The organism is Streptomyces sp. NPDC059456, assembly GCF_042750055.1.
GTDB lineage: Bacteria > Actinomycetota > Actinomycetes > Streptomycetales > Streptomycetaceae > Streptomyces.
The window spans coordinates 1-14,801 of the sequence record NZ_JBHYVA010000146.1 but is presented as its reverse complement, the minus strand read 5'-3'; the positions used below and the strand labels follow the sequence as shown (position 1 = coordinate 14,801).

The 14,801-nt window shown below is 72.9% G+C and carries 16 protein-coding genes; 3 read left to right on the top strand and 13 right to left on the bottom strand.

What is annotated here, in order from left to right:
* Nucleotides 1-141 precede the first annotated feature (141 nt).
* From ACFXA3_RS15585 to ACFXA3_RS15575, 3 genes are all read left to right on the top strand, one after another.
* Nucleotides 142-1,410, top strand: coding sequence for a sensor histidine kinase (locus ACFXA3_RS15585; RefSeq protein ID WP_385187064.1), 1,269 nt, complete (start codon nucleotides 142-144; stop codon nucleotides 1,408-1,410).
* Nucleotides 1,407-2,072 carry a response regulator gene (locus ACFXA3_RS15580; RefSeq protein ID WP_385187062.1) on the top strand — a complete coding sequence of 222 codons (666 nt, stop codon included), beginning with the start codon at nucleotides 1,407-1,409 and terminating at the stop codon, nucleotides 2,070-2,072. The genes ACFXA3_RS15585 and ACFXA3_RS15580 overlap by 4 nt, the downstream gene beginning before the upstream one ends.
* A gap of 125 nt (nucleotides 2,073-2,197) precedes the next feature.
* Complete coding sequence (locus ACFXA3_RS15575) at nucleotides 2,198-3,199, top strand: ketopantoate reductase family protein (protein WP_385187060.1); 1,002 nt, start codon at nucleotides 2,198-2,200, stop codon at nucleotides 3,197-3,199.
* A 16-nt stretch (nucleotides 3,200-3,215) separates the two neighbouring features.
* Here the strand turns inward: ACFXA3_RS15575 and ACFXA3_RS15570 are convergent, their stop codons facing one another.
* The 13 genes from ACFXA3_RS15570 to ACFXA3_RS15510 all read right to left on the bottom strand — a co-directional run.
* The gene (locus ACFXA3_RS15570; RefSeq protein ID WP_385187058.1) at nucleotides 3,216-3,977 is read right to left on the bottom strand and encodes a sirohydrochlorin chelatase; all 762 of its coding nucleotides are present in this window, start codon (nucleotides 3,975-3,977) and stop codon (nucleotides 3,216-3,218) included.
* Between the two features lie 5 nt (nucleotides 3,978-3,982).
* On the bottom strand, nucleotides 3,983-4,867 hold the full coding sequence (locus tag ACFXA3_RS15565) for an ABC transporter permease (RefSeq protein WP_385187056.1): 885 nt from the start codon (nucleotides 4,865-4,867) through the stop codon (nucleotides 3,983-3,985).
* Nucleotides 4,854-5,645, bottom strand: coding sequence for an ABC transporter ATP-binding protein (locus tag ACFXA3_RS15560; protein ID WP_385187054.1), 792 nt, complete (start codon nucleotides 5,643-5,645; stop codon nucleotides 4,854-4,856). Before ACFXA3_RS15560 ends, ACFXA3_RS15565 begins: the two co-directional genes overlap by 14 nt.
* Before the next feature lie 29 nt (nucleotides 5,646-5,674).
* Entirely contained in the window at nucleotides 5,675-6,805 is a 1,131-nt protein-coding gene (locus ACFXA3_RS15555; RefSeq protein WP_385187052.1) for an aliphatic sulfonate ABC transporter substrate-binding protein, read from the bottom strand.
* Nucleotides 6,806-7,016: 211 nt separating this feature from the next.
* Nucleotides 7,017-8,357: a sulfate adenylyltransferase subunit 1 gene (locus ACFXA3_RS15550; protein ID WP_385187051.1), complete on the bottom strand. Its 1,341-nt coding sequence runs from the start codon at nucleotides 8,355-8,357 to the stop codon at nucleotides 7,017-7,019.
* 1 nt (nucleotide 8,358) lies between these two features.
* The gene (gene cysD, locus ACFXA3_RS15545) at nucleotides 8,359-9,297 is read right to left on the bottom strand and encodes a sulfate adenylyltransferase subunit CysD (RefSeq protein ID WP_385187050.1); all 939 of its coding nucleotides are present in this window, start codon (nucleotides 9,295-9,297) and stop codon (nucleotides 8,359-8,361) included.
* Entirely contained in the window at nucleotides 9,294-9,839 is a 546-nt protein-coding gene (gene cysC, locus ACFXA3_RS15540) for an adenylyl-sulfate kinase (RefSeq protein ID WP_350993795.1), read from the bottom strand. Before cysC ends, cysD begins: the two co-directional genes overlap by 4 nt.
* 38 nt (nucleotides 9,840-9,877) lie before the next feature.
* Nucleotides 9,878-10,585, bottom strand: a complete 708-nt coding sequence (locus ACFXA3_RS15535; protein ID WP_385187048.1) for a phosphoadenylyl-sulfate reductase — start codon at nucleotides 10,583-10,585, stop codon at nucleotides 9,878-9,880.
* The gene (locus tag ACFXA3_RS15530; RefSeq protein ID WP_385187046.1) at nucleotides 10,582-10,761 is read right to left on the bottom strand and encodes a hypothetical protein; all 180 of its coding nucleotides are present in this window, start codon (nucleotides 10,759-10,761) and stop codon (nucleotides 10,582-10,584) included. The genes ACFXA3_RS15535 and ACFXA3_RS15530 overlap by 4 nt, the downstream gene beginning before the upstream one ends.
* Entirely contained in the window at nucleotides 10,758-12,449 is a 1,692-nt protein-coding gene (locus ACFXA3_RS15525) for a nitrite/sulfite reductase (RefSeq protein WP_385187044.1), read from the bottom strand. Before ACFXA3_RS15525 ends, ACFXA3_RS15530 begins: the two co-directional genes overlap by 4 nt.
* 214 nt (nucleotides 12,450-12,663) lie before the next feature.
* A complete protein-coding gene (locus tag ACFXA3_RS15520) occupies nucleotides 12,664-12,747 on the bottom strand; it encodes a putative leader peptide (RefSeq protein WP_351782709.1) in 84 nt (27 codons plus the stop codon).
* Between the two features lie 283 nt (nucleotides 12,748-13,030).
* Nucleotides 13,031-13,594, bottom strand: a complete 564-nt coding sequence (locus ACFXA3_RS15515; RefSeq protein WP_385187042.1) for a GNAT family N-acetyltransferase — start codon at nucleotides 13,592-13,594, stop codon at nucleotides 13,031-13,033.
* A gap of 5 nt (nucleotides 13,595-13,599) precedes the next feature.
* Nucleotides 13,600-14,801: GAF domain-containing protein (locus ACFXA3_RS15510; protein WP_385187040.1), on the bottom strand; the 1,202-nt coding region annotated here is incomplete at its 5' end.

Sequence of the window (14,801 nt, the reverse complement as noted above, 5' to 3'; positions counted from 1 at the left end):
GACCAGGAGTGGTCTCCGCCGGCCGGGCAGGACACGATCATGGGCTGCGCGGGCACGACGGCACATCGCGGAAAAGCGGGAGGAACTGCTCCCCCGATCGGGGGAGGCGGACGCCGGGCGGCCCGACCATACTGACCGATTGTGATCAAGGGAATCCGGCCGCTGCTGCGCGGCTCCACGTACTCGGGCATGCTGTTCGCCGTCTGCGGCGCGCTGGCGAGCCTCCCCCTGCTGCCCCTCGCGCTGGTGGCGCTCGCGTGGCGGTCGGCTCCCGAGGCAGTGCAGGCCGTACTGGTCCTGTCGGTCTGGGCGGCCCTCGTCGGCGCGGTCGGACTGGCCCGCATCACCCGGCGTGCGCTGGTCGGGTCCGCCCGCCGGCTGCTGAAGGTGCCGCTGCCCGATCCGCCGGCCGCACCGGCACCGGCCCCGGCACCGGAGCCGGGAGCGCCGGCCGGGTCCGGCCGCTGGCGGACTCCGCTCTGGCTGCTGCTGCACGTCGCCCTGGGGTGGACCGGAACGCTCGTCGCAGGTCTGCTGCTGCTCATGGGCGTGGCCCTCCCCGGACACTGGCTCCGGGGGGAGGCCGCGCTGAGCCTGTTCGGCCGGTCGGTGCGGGTCGAGGGCGGCCCGCTGAGCTGGGCGGTGGCGTTCGGCTGCCTGGTACTGGCGGCCACCGTGTGCGCGCTGGTGACGCACGCCCTGCGGTGGCTGGCCCCCCGCCTGCTGGGGCCGTCGGCGGCCGAACGGCTCGCGCTGGCGGCCGAGCGCGAACTGCGGCTGGCCGAACGCAACCGGCTCGCCCACGAACTGCACGACTCCATCGGACACACGCTCACCGCGACCACCATCCAGGCGGCGGTGGCGGGCGAGGTGCTCGCCGCCGACCCCGTGGCGGCCCGGGCCGCGCTGCGCAGCATCGAGGACTCGGCCCGCGCGGCCCTGGAGGACCTGGACTACGTACTGGGCGTCCTGCGCGAGCAGAAGGCGGCGCAGACGGCGCCGCACCGGACCCTGGCCGACCTCCCCGACCTGCTGGAGCGGCTGCGGCACGCGGGCGCGGTCGTGGAACCCGAACTGTCGGGCGCACTGGGACAGGTGCAGGGAACGCTCTCCCGGGCGGCGTACCGGATCGTGCAGGAGGGGCTGACGAACGCGCTGCGGCACGGCGCCGGCGGCCCCATAGAGGTACGGGCGGCGGCCGGACCGGACGCCCTGGAACTGCGCATCGTCAACCGCACCGGGACGGGGACCGGCACGCACCACGGCGCCGGAGCCTTTCCCACCTCCGGGCACGGCCTGCCCGGACTGGCAGAACGCGTACGGCTGCTGCACGGCGACTTCGAGGCCGGCCCGCAGGGCCCCGCGCACTGGCGGCTGGCCGTCCGCCTGCCGGTACGGTGGTCGGCATGACCACCGCCCCCGTCAGCGTCCTCATCGCGGACGACGACGAGGTGACCCGCAGCGGACTGCGCGTGCTGCTCGCATCCCAGCCGGGGATCTCCGTGACCGGGGAGGCCGCCGACGGCGTCGAGGCGGTCGAACAGGCGCTGCTGCTCCGGCCGGACGTGGTGCTGATGGACGTGCGGATGCCGCGCCGCAACGGGATCGAGGCCACCCGGCAGCTGCTGGCCGAAGCGGCCGACCCGCCGAAGGTCGTCGTGATCACCACCTTCGAGAACGACGACTACGTCACCGCCGCGCTCAGCGCCGGAGCCGCCGGGTTCGTACTCAAACGGCGTCCGGTCGGCCAGATCGCGGAGACCGTGCGCGTGGCGGCGCAGGGAGAGGCGATCCTCTTCCCGGCGACGCTGCGCCGGATGGTCACCGCCCGCCCCCTGCAGTCCGCCCGGGCGCTGCCGACGGCGGCGCTGACGCTGCGGGAGGAGGAGGTGCTGCGGTCGATGGCCACCGGCCTGTCCAACCCGGAGATCGCGCACGCGCTCAGGGTGAGCCTGGAGACCGTGAAGACGCACGTCGGGAACGTGCTGACGAAACTCGGCGCCCAGAACCGGACCCACGCGGTGGTGATCGCCTACGAGTCCGGGCTGGTCGTCCCGGGGTTCGCCGCCTGACGGACGCCCGGCGCCCGCCGGACCGGGGCCAGCCCGGGCCGGGCCCGGCCGAGCCGGCGTGGAGGACACGCCTCCACCGTGCCCCGGCCGCCACGCGGGACACCGGGTGTGCCAGGCTCCTGGCCATGCGTTACATCATCATCGGCGCCGGGGCGATCGGCGCGACCATCGGCGGACGGCTGGCGCAGACGGGCGTCGAGGTCGTCCTCGTCGCGCGCGGCGCGCACGCGCAGGCCCTCGCGGCGGACGGACTGCGCCTCACGACCGCGGACGGCACCCGGGTGCACCGGATCCCCGTGGTCACCGGCCCGGCCGAACTCGGTGAACTGCGGCCCGACGACGTCCTGCTGCTGGCCGTGAAGACCCAGGACGCGATCGCCGCGCTCGACGCGTGGGGCGACGCTGAGGTGGCGGGCGGCGGTACCGCGGCCCAGCGGCTGCCCGTCCTGTGCGCGCAGAACGGGGTGGAGAGCGAGCGGCTGGCGCTGCGCCGCTTCGCCCGCGTGTACGGCGTGTGCGTCTGGCTGCCCGCCACCTTCCTGGAGCCGGGGGTGGTGTCCGCGCTGTGCGCGCCGCTGACGGGCATCCTGCACATCGGGCCGGCCGCCGGCGGAGCGGACGCGCGGGCCCGGCGGATCGCGGCCGACCTGGAGCGGGCCGGGTTCGCGGCGCCGGTCGTCGAGGACGTGATGCGGTGGAAGTACGCGAAGCTGCTGGGGAACCTGGGCAACGCGATCCAGGCGACGACCGGCCCCGAACCGCACCCGGCGAAGGCGGCGCTCCTGCTGCGCGCACAGCAGGAGGGGCGGGCGGCACTCGCGGCGGCGGGCATCGCGCACGTCTCCGCCGAGGAGCAGGCGGCGGCCCGCGACGGGAAGGTCGACCACCCCCCGGTCCTGCGGGGCGGTTCCTCCTGGCAGTCCCTGCACCGGGGCACGGGCTCCATCGAGGCCGACTACCTCAACGGGGAGATCTCCCTGCTGGGGCGTCTGCACGGCGTGCCGACCCCGGTGAACGACACGCTCCGCCACGCGGCGAACATCTTCGCCCGCGAGGGCCTGCCGCCGGGGGCGATGTCGGTCGAGGACCTGACGGCCCTGGCCGACGAGGCGGCGGCCCGTTCCTGACCGGCCCCGGCCCCGCCTAGGCCGCCGCGAGCAGGGGCACGCCGACGGGGGCCGTGTCGTAGCGGTGGAGGAGGAGCCGGGCCAGTTCCGGCGCCGCGCCGAGGACGGCGGAGACCAGGTCCGCCCCGGCGGCTTCCGCGCCGGCCACGATGCGGTCCGGGAGGCGCCCGGGGGCGATGACGTACGGGGCCACCACCACGCGGCGCGCACCCTGCGCGCGCAGGGCCCGTACGGCGTCCTCCGTACGGGGCAGCGAGGCGGAGGCGAACGCAGGCCGCACGGCGCACCAACCGGTGTGCCGCCACTCCCGCGCGATTTCAGCGATCACTGCGATCGCCTCCGGGTCCGAGGAACCGGCGGACGCGAGCACCACTGCGGTGCCGGCGCGGTCCGCCGGGGTGAGGCCCGCTTCCGCCAGGCGGCGCTCCAGCGCGCCGACCAGCAGCGGGGACGGGCCCAGGACGTCCGCGATCCGCACCGAGAGGCCCGGCAGCCGGGACGTGGCTTCGGCCAGCACCGCAGGTATGTCGGACTTCGCGTGGAACGCCCGCGTCAGGAGCAGCGGGAGGGCCACGACCTCCCGTACGCCGGACCGGTACAGGGCGGACGTCGCCTGCGCCACCGTCGGGGTGTCGAAGTCCAGGAAGGCCGTCTCCACCCGCAGCCCCGGCCGCAGCGCCCGCACCCGCCGGGTCAGGGCGTGCACGGTCGCCGCGTGCCGCGGGTCGCGGCTGCCGTGGGCGATGACGAGGAGGGCGGGGGCGGGGGCGCGGAACACGGGACTCAGCTCTTGACCAGCAGGCCGCGGCTGCGCAGCACCCACCGCTCGACCGGGCTGAAGATCACCAGGTCGATGGCGATGCCGACCACGAGGATCAGGATGATCGCGAGGAACACGCCCGGCAGGTCGATGTTGTTGCGGCCGTTCTCCAGCAGCTGGCCCAGGCCCAGGCCCAGGTCGGGGGAGCTGGCGATGATCTCGGCGGCCATCAGGGAGCGCCAGGAGAAGGCCCAGCCCTGCTTCAGTCCGGCGAGGTAGCCCGGCAGGGCGGCCGGCATGATCACGTGCCGCGCTCCGCGCAGGCCGGTGGCGCCCAGCGTGCGGCCCGCCCGCAGGTAGAGGGGCGGGATCTGGTCGATGCCGGAGACGAGGCCGTTGGCGATGGACGGGACCGCGCCGAGCAGGATCACCGTGTACATCATGGCGTCGTTGAGGCCGAACCAGAGCACGGCCGGCGGCACCCAGGCGACCGACGGCAGGGACTGCAGGCCCTGGAGGATGGGGCCGATCGCGGCGCGGACGAACTTGACGCGGGCGACGAGCAGTCCGAGCGGCGTGCCGATGGCCAGCGCGAGCAGGAAGCCGAGCAGACCGCGGGAGACGCTGGTCCAGACGACCTCCAGCAGGGTGCCCTTGAGCCACATCTCGGACAGGCTGTCCCAGACCGCGGACAGCGGCGGGAGCTTCGTCTCGTCGGTGATCTTCGCCGCGACGAGGACCTGCCACACCAGGAGCACGAGGCCCACGGCGATGAACGGCGGGAGGACCTTCTTGACGAGGACCTCGCGCGCCGGCGTGCGGTGGGTCTGGACCGCGTCGAGGGCGTCCAGGCCGGCCTCCAGACCGGCCAGGTCGTCCGTCTTCGCCTTCGTGTCAGTGCTGGCCATGGCGGCGGATCTCCCCACGCAGGTGTTCAGTGATCTCGACGGACAGCTCGGCCACGTCCGCGTCCTCGATGCGGCGCGGCTGCGGGATGTCCACGGTCCATTCCTTCGCGACCCGGCCGGGCCGGGAGGAGAGCAGGACCACGCGCTGCGCGAGCCGCACGGCCTCGCGCACGTTGTGCGTCACGAAGAGAACGGAGACGTCCGTCTCGGCCCAGATGCGGGTCAGTTCGCCGTGGAGCACGTCACGCGTGATGGCGTCCAGCGCCGCGAACGGCTCGTCCATCAGCAGCAGCCGGCTGTCCTGGGCCAGCGCCCGGGCCAGGGCGACGCGCTGGCGCATGCCGCCGGACAGCTCGTGGACGCGCTTGCCGTGGGCGCCGCCGAGGCGGACCAGCTCCAGCAGGCGCTCGGCCTCCGGCTTGCGGTCGGCCTTGGCCACCCCGCGCAGCCGCAGGGCGAGTTCGATGTTCTTGCCCGCGGTGAGCCACGGGAAGAGGGCGTGCTCCTGGAACATCAGGGCGGGCCGGCCGGCGGTCTCGATCGTGCCCGCGGTGGGCTTGTCGAGCCCGGCGACCAGGTTCAGCAGGGTGGATTTGCCACACCCCGAGGCCCCCAGGATGGTGACGAACTCGCCGGGCGCGACATCGAGGCTGATGTCGTCCAGGACGAGCTGCGATCCGGCCGGGCCGGAGAAGGACTTCGAGACGTGCTCGATGCGTGCGGCGTGCGTCTGCTCCGCTACCGTGCCCTCGGCAGCCTTGGCGAGCGTGGTGGCCATGGTCGTCACCTCCTGGGATGCGTACGGGCTTACTTGGTGCCGAGGCCGGCGTCGGTGACCTCGGGCTTGCCCGTGGCCTTGAGGACCTTGTTGAGGAGCGTGAGGTCGTAGATGCCGGTGAGGTCGGGCTGTTCGATGAGCTTGGCCTTGACGGCCCAGTCGGATTCGGTCTTCAGGGTGGTGGCCAGCGGGTCGTCGGTGACGAGGATGCTCTTCCAGGCCGGGTCGATGACCGCGGGTTCCAGTTCCTTGCCGCTGAGGGTCTTGAGCGCGGCGTTGGCGGAGGTTTTGGCCCGGTCCGGGTTGGCGTTGATCCACTCGTTGGTCTTGACGGTGCCGCGCAGGACGGCTTCCACGACGTCGGGGTGCTCCTTGAGGAACTTCTGGGAGACGATGACGTTGGTGATGACGAACTTCTTGTCGGGCCACAGGTCGGTTTCGTCGAGGAGGACGGAGGCGCCTTCGGAGACGAGCTTGGAGGCGGTGGGCTCGGGTACCCAGGCGCCGTCGATGGAGCCCTGCTTGAAGGCGTCGGGGGTGACCTTGTTGTCGGTGCGGACCACGGAGACGTCGCCCTTGCCGGATTCGGGGTCGACCTTCCAGCCCTTGTCGGCGATCCAGTTCAGGAAGGCGACGTCCTGGGTGTTGCCCTTCTGCGGGGTGGCGATCTTCTTGCCCTTGAGGTCGTCCAGGGTCTTGATCGTGGCGGGGTTCACGACGAGCTTGACGCCGCCGGAGGCGGAGCCGGAGATGATCCGCAGGTTGGTGCTCTTGGACTTGACGTAGCCGTTGATCGAGGGGGAGGGGCCGATGAAGCCGATGTCGAGGGAGCCGCCGTTGAGGGCTTCGATCTCGGAGGGTCCGGCGTTGAAGGTCTGCGGCTTGATGGTGGTGGCGCCGAGTTCCTTGGCGATGAGGCCTTCCTGGATGCCGACCAGGGCGGTGGCGTGGGTCAGGTTCGGGAAGTACCCGATGCGGACCTCGGAGGCGGAGAGCTTCTTCGTGTCTGCGGCGGGGGAGGCGGACGTCTTCGCGTCCGTCTTCTCGGCCTGGGAGCCGTAACCGCACGAGGCGAGCGCGCCGATCAGGAGCGGCAGGGCGGCAGCGGCGGCGATACCGCGGCGCACGGTCTTGCTGGTGGTGGTGCTGGTGGCAGGCACGGAGGGCTTCCTCTCGCAGCGTCAGCTCATGACGCGGGTCTTCGTCTGTGCGGCGGGGACGGGTACGGCTCGTGGGGGGTGAGGGCGTGCGGGCAGTGCACGTACGTCATCGCGCACATCGCGCCACCCCTCCCTGGCCGCTGCCGAGGCGGCCGCTGCCCACGCGGCCGCCTTCCTTGGCGAAGGTGGAGTAGATGTCGAAGGACATGGGTCAGAAGTCCCAGCCCTCGTCGTCGGCCTGCACGGTCGTCCGCGCCCGGGAGGCGAAGGACTCCCCGGCCATGCCCGCCGCCAGGGTCGTGCCGTCGGCCGGGTCGATCAGCAGGAAGGACCCGGTGCGGCGCGAGTCGGCGTACGCGTCGAGCGCGAGCGGCTCGGCGGTCCGTACGACGACGCGGCCGATGTCGTTGGCCACCAGCTGCCCGGGGTCCGGGTGCTGCGACAGGTCGTCGAGGGTCAGCCGCGAGGGGATCTCCTTGACGATCGCCTTGACCGTCCGCGTCGTGTGCTTGAGCAGCACCCGCGCACCGACCGAGAGGGGCTGGTCCGCGACGTGGCACACGGTGGCGACGACGTCCTGGGTGGTGGCCGGCGGGTTCGCGGACGGCGCGATCAGGTCACCGCGGGAGATGTCGATGTCGTCCGCCAGGCGGACCGTCACCGACTGCGGGGCCCAGGCGATGTCCACGCTCTCGCCGAGCGCGTCGATCCCGGCGATGACCGAGGTGCGGCCCGACGGCAGGACCGTGACGGCCTCGCCGACGCGCAGCACGCCGGAGGCGATCTGGCCCGCGTAGCCGCGGTAGTCGGGGTGCTCGGCGGTCTGCGGGCGGATCACGTACTGCACCGGGAAACGCGCCGGGCAGGCCGTGAGGTCGTGGCTGACCGGGACGGTCTCCAGGTGCTCCAGCACCGTCGGGCCGCCGTACCAGTCCATGTGGGAGGACGGCTCGACCACGTTGTCGCCGGCGAGCGCCGAGATCGGGATCGCGGTGATCTCCGGGACGCCCAGGTCGGAGGCGTACGCGGTGAACTCCTCGGCGATCTTGGCGAAGACCGGCTCCTCGTAGCCCACCAGGTCCATCTTGTTGACGGCCAGGACCACGTGCGGGACGCGCAGCAGGGCCGCGACGGCGGCGTGCCGGCGGGTCTGCTCGATCACGCCGTTGCGGGCGTCGACGAGGACCACGGCCAGGTCGGCGGTGGAGGCGCCGGTGACCATGTTCCGGGTGTACTGCACGTGCCCCGGGGTGTCGGCGAGGATGAACCGGCGCCGGGCGGTGGCGAAGTAGCGGTACGCGACGTCGATGGTGATGCCCTGTTCCCGCTCGGCCCGCAGGCCGTCGGTCAGCAGTGCCAGGTCGGGGGCGTCCTGACCGCGGCTCGCGGACACCCGCTCGACCGCCTCCAGCTGGTCGGTCAGCACCGACTTGGAGTCGTGCAGCAGGCGCCCGACCAGGGTGGACTTGCCGTCGTCGACGGAGCCGGCGGTCGCGAAGCGCAGCAGCGTGGTCGCCGCCAGATCGGCGAACTGCTCGGTGGTGCTGGTCATGTTAGAAGTACCCTTCGCGCTTGCGGTCTTCCATCGCGGCCTCGGACAGCTTGTCGTCGGCGCGGGTCGCGCCCCGCTCGGTGAGCCGGGAGGCGGCGATCTCGGTGATCACGGCGTCCAGCGTGGTGGCGTCGGAGTCGACGGCACCCGTGCAGGACATGTCACCGACGGTCCGGTAGCGGATGAGGCGGGTCTCGGTGGTCTCGCCCTCCTTGGGACCGCCCCACTCGCCGGCCGTCAGCCACATGCCGTTGCGCCGGAACACCTCGCGCTCGTGGGCGAAGTAGATCTCCGGCAGCTCGATCTCCTCGCGGGCGATGTACTGCCACACGTCCAGCTCGGTCCAGTTGGACAGCGGGAACACGCGCACGTGCTCGCCCGGTGCGTGGCGGCCGTTGTAGAGCTGCCACAGCTCGGGGCGCTGGCGGCGCGGGTCCCACTGGGAGAACTCGTCGCGCAGGGAGAAGACGCGCTCCTTGGCGCGGGCCTTCTCCTCGTCGCGGCGGCCGCCGCCGAACACGGCGTCGAACTTCAGCTGCTGGATCGCCTCGGTGAGGGGGACGGTCTGCAGCGGGTTGCGGACGCCGTCGGGGCGCTCGCGGAGCTTCCCGGCGTCGATGTAGTCCTGGACGGAGGCCACGTGCAGGCGCAGGTTGTGCTTCGCCACGGCCCGGTCGCGGTAGGCGAGGACCTCGGGGAAGTTGTGCCCGGTGTCGACGTGCAGCAGCGTGAACGGCACCGGAGCCGGCGCGAACGCCTTCAGCGCCAGGTGCAGCATCACGATGGAGTCCTTGCCGCCGGAGAACAGGACCACCGGCTTCTCGAACTCGCCCGCCACCTCGCGGAAGATGTGCACGGCCTCCGATTCGAGGGCGTCGAGGTGTGACAGCGCGTAGGGCGCGTCGGTCTCTTCGTGCAGGTGGGCGACGGTGGCCGTCATGCCAGACCCCTCTCGGTGAGCAGCGCGTGCAGGGCCGATGCCGACTCCTGCACGGTCTGCGTGTGCGACTCGATGCGGAGGTCCGGGGACTCCGGAGCCTCGTACGGGTCGTCGACGCCGGTCAGACCGGAGATCTCGCCCGCCGCCTGCTTGGCGTACAGGCCCTTCACGTCACGCTCGGAGCAGACCTCGACCGGGGTGGCCACGTGGACCTCCAGGTACGAGGTGCCCTCGGCGGCGTGCCGCTTGCGGACGGCCTCGCGGCTGTCCGCGAACGGCGCGATCACCGGTACGAGCGCCTTGACGCCGTTGCTCGCGAGGAGTTCGGCGACGAAGCCGATCCGCTGCACGTTGGTGTGGCGGTCCTCCCGGGTGAAGCCCAGGCCGGCGGAGAGGAACTCGCGGATCTCGTCGCCGTCGAGGACCTCCACGCGGTGGCCCTCGGCGCGCAGCCGCTCGGCCAGCGCATAGGCGATGGTGGTCTTGCCCGCGCTCGGCAGCCCGGTCAGCCACACGGTGGCGCCCTGGTCGCTCACGCTCATCTGCTTCTCCGTCGGTTCTCTGCTGTCCGTGGTCGTCATCAGCCGTGCAGTCCGCACTCGGTCTTGGCCCGTCCGGCCCAGCGGCCGGCCCGCGCGTCCTCGCCCTCCGCCACCCGGCGGGTGCAGGGGGCGCAGCCGACGGAGGCGTAGCCGTCCGTCAGCAGCGGGTTGGTCAGGACACCGTGTTCGGCGACGTACGCGTCCACGTCGTCCTGCGTCCAGCGGGCGATCGGGGAGATCTTGACCTTCTGCCGCTTCTCGTCCCAGCCGACCACCGGGGTGTTCGCCCGGGTGGGGGACTCGTCGCGGCGCAGGCCCGTCGCCCACGCCTCGTACGCGGTCAGGCCCTCTTCCAGCGGCTTGACCTTGCGCAGCGCGCAGCACAGGTCGGGGTCGCGGTCGTGCAGCTTCGGGCCGTACTCCGCGTCCTGCTCGGCCACGGTGTGGCGCGGGGTCAGCGTGATGACGTTGACGTCCATCACGGCCTCGACCGCGTCGCGGGTGCCGATCGTCTCCTCGAAGTGGTAGCCGGTGTCCAGGAAGACCACGTCCACGCCGGGGAAGGCGCGGGAGGCCAGGTGGGCCACCACCGCGTCCTCCATGGAGGAGGTCACGGCGAACTTCCGGCCGAAGGTCTTCGCCGCCCACGTGAGGATCTCCAGCGCGGAGGCGTCCTCCAGGTCGCGGCCCGCCTGCTCGGCCAGCGCCTTGAGACCGTGCGTCCGCACTGCCTGACTCGTCGTCATATCTCGTCCCCTCCAGCGGTGTCGGACCGGACGCCCCGGGCCAGCAGCCCGAGGTACTTCAGCTGGAAGGCCCGGTTGCAGGACCGGCACTCCCAGGCGCCGTGGCCCGTCTCGTTCGGGAACAGGTCCTCGTCGCCGCAGTACGGGCAGTGGAACGGGGCCGCGCGCTCGCTCACGAGAGGTCCTCGTCCTTCGCACGGGACACCCACGCGGCGAAGCGCTCGCCGTCCGCGCGCTGCTCCTGGAAGCGCGTGACGACCCGCTCGACGTAGTCGGGCAGACCGGCCGCGGTGACCTTGAGGCCGCGGACCTTGCGGCCGAAGCCGGCCTCCAGGCCGAGCGCGCCGCCCAGGTGGACCTGGTAGCCCTCCACCTGGTTGCCGTCGTCGTCCAGGACCAGCTGGCCCTTGAGACCGATGTCCGCCACCTGGATGCGGGCGCAGGCGTTCGGGCAGCCGTTGATGTTGATGGTCAGCGGCTCGGCGAACTCCGGCAGGCGGCGCTCCAGCTCGTCGATCAGCGAGGCGCCGCGCGCCTTCGTCTCGACGATGGCCAGCTTGCAGAACTCGATGCCGGTGCAGGCCATCGTGCCGCGGCGGAACGGCGACGGCTTGACCCGCAGGTCCAGCGCCTCCAGTGCGGCGACGACGGAGTCGACGCGGTCCGCCTCGATGTCGAGGACGATCATCTTCTGCTCGGCGGTGGTGCGCAGGCGGCCGGAGCCGTGCTGCTCGGCGACGTCGGCAATCTTGGTCAGGGTGGCGCCGTCCACGCGGCCCACGCGGGGCGCGAAGCCGACGTAGAACTTCCCGTCCTGCTGCCGGTGCACGCCGACGTGGTCGCGCCACTGGCCGCCGGGCTGCTCGGGCGCGGGGCCGTCGGTCAGCTTGCGCTCCAGGTACTCGTCCTCCAGGACCTGGCGGAACTTGGCCGGGCCCCAGTCGGCGACGAGGAACTTCAGCCGGGCGCGGTTGCGCAGGCGCCGGTAGCCGTAGTCGCGGAAGATCGAGATGACGCCCTCGTAGACGTCCGGGACCTCGTCGAGGGAGACCCAGGTGCCCAGGCGGACGCCCAGCTTGGGGTTGGTCGAGAGGCCGCCGCCGACCCAGACGTCGAAGCCGGGGCCGTGCTCGGGGTGGTGCACGCCGACGAAGGCGATGTCGTTGATCTCGTGCGCCACGTCGAGCAGCGGGGAGCCGGAGACCGCGGACTTGAACTTGCGCGGCAGGTTCGAGAACTCCTTGTTGCCGACGATGCGGCGCTGGATCTCCTCGATGGCGGGCGTGCCGTCGACGATCTCGTCCTCGGCGATGCCGGCGACGGGCGAGCCGAGGATGACGCGGGGCGTGTCACCGCAGGCCTCGGTGGTCGACAGGCCGACGGCCTCCAGACGGCGCCAGATCTCCGGGACGTCCTCGATCCGGATCCAGTGGTACTGCACGTTCTGCCGGTCGGTGAGGTCGGCGGTGCCGCGCGCGAACTCCTGCGAGATCTCGCCGATGACGCGGAGCTGCTCGGTGGTCAGCCGGCCGCCGTCGATGCGCACGCGCAGCATGAAGTACTTGTCGTCCAGCTCCTCCGGCTCCAGGATCGCGGTCTTGCCGCCGTCGATCCCGGGCTTGCGCTGGGTGTACAGACCCCACCAGCGCATGCGTCCGCGCAGGTCGTTGGGGTCGATCGAGTCGAAGCCCGTCTTGGAGTAGATCGTCTCAATGCGTGTCCGCACGTTGAGACCGTCGTCGTCCTTCTTGAACTGCTCGTTGCCGTTGAGGGGGGTGTGGTGTCCAACGGCCCACTGACCCTCACCGCGGTGGCGGCCGGTCTTTCGGCGCGCGGCGGCGGGCGTTTCGGGGGTGGCGGCCATGGCGGTACGTCCTTCTTCGGCGGCTCGGTGCAAGGGCAGGGGGAGGGGCGGCGAGTGCCCCTGGCATCGGCCCTGCGCGCAAGCAGGTGCGGCCGAGAGCCGCCCGGTCCGGTTGTGCCGGTGGTCAGGGCGGTGTTCTGCCTTCAGGGGACTGCGGGCTGGGCGCCTCCGCGACGACGCTGTGCGGGGCGCTGTGCGGCGGTGGCTGGTTCCGTCAGCGCGCCGAACAGATGGCGCTGGACATGCGGCCGAGGTCGACGTGCCGCCGACTCACCAAGGCAATCCCAGCTCCATTCATGGCGGAAGCGTGTCATGTGCCGATTGGAGGAGTCCACTACTGTCCATAATCCGGACGATGTGGTCCCGCAATTCGAGACGACGTGACGCCGGTCACGTGCCGGGGAAGCGCGGGATCCGGCCGCCGAGCCGCCGCGCCCGCCCCGCTCCACCCGCCGCCCGCGGGTGGAGCGGTCCATGCGGCCCGGCGGTCCACGCGGCCCGGCGGTCCATGCGGCCCGGCGGTCACGCGGCCCCGCGGTCCCGCGGCCGCGCCGCCGTGCGGGCCGGGTGCCGGTGGGGCGTCAGGCGCCCGGCCAGGGGCCCGGGGTTTCGGCGGCCGCCTTTTCCTCCGTCTCCGTCCGGAAGACCTTGAAGCCGCGGCGGAGGTAGTTGTCCATCGCCGTCGGGCCGTCCTGGCTGCAGGTGTGCAGCCACACGCGCGTCGTCGCCGGGCGCTGCGGCCAGCGGTCCGCCAGCGACCAGGCCGCCTCGACGCCCAGCGTCAGCAGGTGGCCCCCGATGCGGCGCCCCCGGAAGTCCGGGAGCAGCCCGAAGTACATGATCTCCACCACGCCGTCGTCCTGCGGGTCCAGCTCGACGTACCCCGCCGGCGTCCCGCGGTCGTACGCCACCCACGTCTCCACGCCGGGACGCTCCAGCTGCTCCACCCACTGCGCCCGGGTCAGCGACAGCCGGTCCGTCCAGTGGATGTCACCGCCCACCGAGGCGTAGAGGAAGCGGCTGAACTCGGGCGAGGGGACCTCCGCCCGCCGGACACGGATCTCAGGTCCTGGGACGGCGGCACGGACCAGGTCCTGCGGCGAGGTCATTTCCAGGGACCAGGTGGTGAGGGTGATGGTGCTCATGCAGGTCAGGGAATCACGGCCGGCCCCGAACGGCCCAGGCGGGCCTTGATCACCGCCGGCGCCGTGGAGTGCGGCAGCAGCGCCGCCGGGTCCTGCGGGCGGATCAGCTCCACCTCCACGTCGTCCGCGAAGCGGTACGGGCGGTGCGTGAGCACCCCGCCCAGGTGCCGGCGGACCCGGGACAGCTCCGCCCGGACCGTCACCGTCCGCGTCGGGTCCCCGAACAGCTCCGCCGCGAGCTCCGCCGCCGAGCGGCCCCGCGGCCCCTCCGCCAGCAGGAACAGCAGCTCCGCGTGGCGCGGGCTCAGCTCCCGGGACCAGCTTCCGGCGGCCCCGTACACCGTCGCCGACCACGCGCGCGGCCGGCTCAGGTCCAGGACGACCCGGCTCGCCGCCGTCGCCGCGCCCGGCGCCTGCGCCACGCGCAGCAGCCAGCCGCCCGGCAGCGGCTCCACCACGCAGTCCCCGAGCTGCGGCACCCACACCGGCCCGGGCCCGAACCCCTTCGGCAGCGGGACCCGGTCCGTGGGGGCCAGCCCCGTCACCGCCGCCGTCCAGCCGTGCGGGTCCACCGCCAGGGCCCGCCCCGGCAGCCTGGCCAGCAGCGGCGCCGCGACCGCCCGCAGCCGCTCCAGCGACTCCAGGTGCCGCACCCGCAGCTCCCGCTCCGCGAGGCGGGCCACCGCGCTCACCCACGCCAGGGTGGCCGGGTGCATGGTGGCCAGCGGCCCGCTGACGTCCACCACGCCCAGCAGCTGCCCGTCCCGCGGGTCCCGTACCGGAGCCCCCGCGCAGGTCCACTCGTGGTGGCTGGAGACGAAGTGCTCCGCCGAGAACACCTGCACGGGCTGCCGGGCCACCAGGGCGGTGCCCACCCCGTTCGTGCCGACCACCGCCTCGGCCCAGTCGGCGCCCACCGAGAACCCCAGCCGGTCCGCCTTGCGCAGGATCGACGCCGACCCCTCCCGCCACAGCAGCCGCCCCTCCGCGTCGGCGACGACCATGATGTGCAGCGACGAGTCCAGCGCCGGCAGCAGTCCCTCGCGCAGCACCGGCAGGACCTCCCGCAGCGGCGACACCTGCCGCCGCTCCTCCGTCTCGGCCGCCGACAGCATCCGCGAGCGCGCGTCCCGGTCCGGGTGCACCCCGCGGGCCAGCATCCGGCGCCAGGACTCGGCGATCTCCGGCCGCGGCTCCGCCGGCGGCC

What these genes read in the sequence shown, in the direction of transcription:
- ACFXA3_RS15580 (WP_385187062.1), top strand. Translation starts at nt 1,407, where the DNA reads ATGACCACCGCCCCCGTCAGCGTCCTCATCGCGGACGACGACGAGGTG.
- ACFXA3_RS15575 (WP_385187060.1), top strand. Translation starts at nt 2,198, where the DNA reads ATGCGTTACATCATCATCGGCGCCGGGGCGATCGGCGCGACCATCGGC.
- ACFXA3_RS15565 (WP_385187056.1), bottom strand. Translation starts at nt 4,867, where the DNA reads ATGGCCAGCACTGACACGAAGGCGAAGACGGACGACCTGGCCGGTCTG.
- ACFXA3_RS15560 (WP_385187054.1), bottom strand. Translation starts at nt 5,645, where the DNA reads ATGGCCACCACGCTCGCCAAGGCTGCCGAGGGCACGGTAGCGGAGCAG.
- ACFXA3_RS15550 (WP_385187051.1), bottom strand. Translation starts at nt 8,357, where the DNA reads ATGACCAGCACCACCGAGCAGTTCGCCGATCTGGCGGCGACCACGCTG.
- cysD (WP_385187050.1), bottom strand. Translation starts at nt 9,297, where the DNA reads ATGACGGCCACCGTCGCCCACCTGCACGAAGAGACCGACGCGCCCTAC.
- cysC (WP_350993795.1), bottom strand. Translation starts at nt 9,839, where the DNA reads ATGAGCGTGAGCGACCAGGGCGCCACCGTGTGGCTGACCGGGCTGCCG.
- ACFXA3_RS15535 (WP_385187048.1), bottom strand. Translation starts at nt 10,585, where the DNA reads ATGACGACGAGTCAGGCAGTGCGGACGCACGGTCTCAAGGCGCTGGCC.
- ACFXA3_RS15525 (WP_385187044.1), bottom strand. Translation starts at nt 12,449, where the DNA reads ATGGCCGCCACCCCCGAAACGCCCGCCGCCGCGCGCCGAAAGACCGGC.
- ACFXA3_RS15520 (WP_351782709.1), bottom strand. Translation starts at nt 12,747, where the DNA reads ATGAATGGAGCTGGGATTGCCTTGGTGAGTCGGCGGCACGTCGACCTC.
- ACFXA3_RS15515 (WP_385187042.1), bottom strand. Translation starts at nt 13,594, where the DNA reads ATGAGCACCATCACCCTCACCACCTGGTCCCTGGAAATGACCTCGCCG.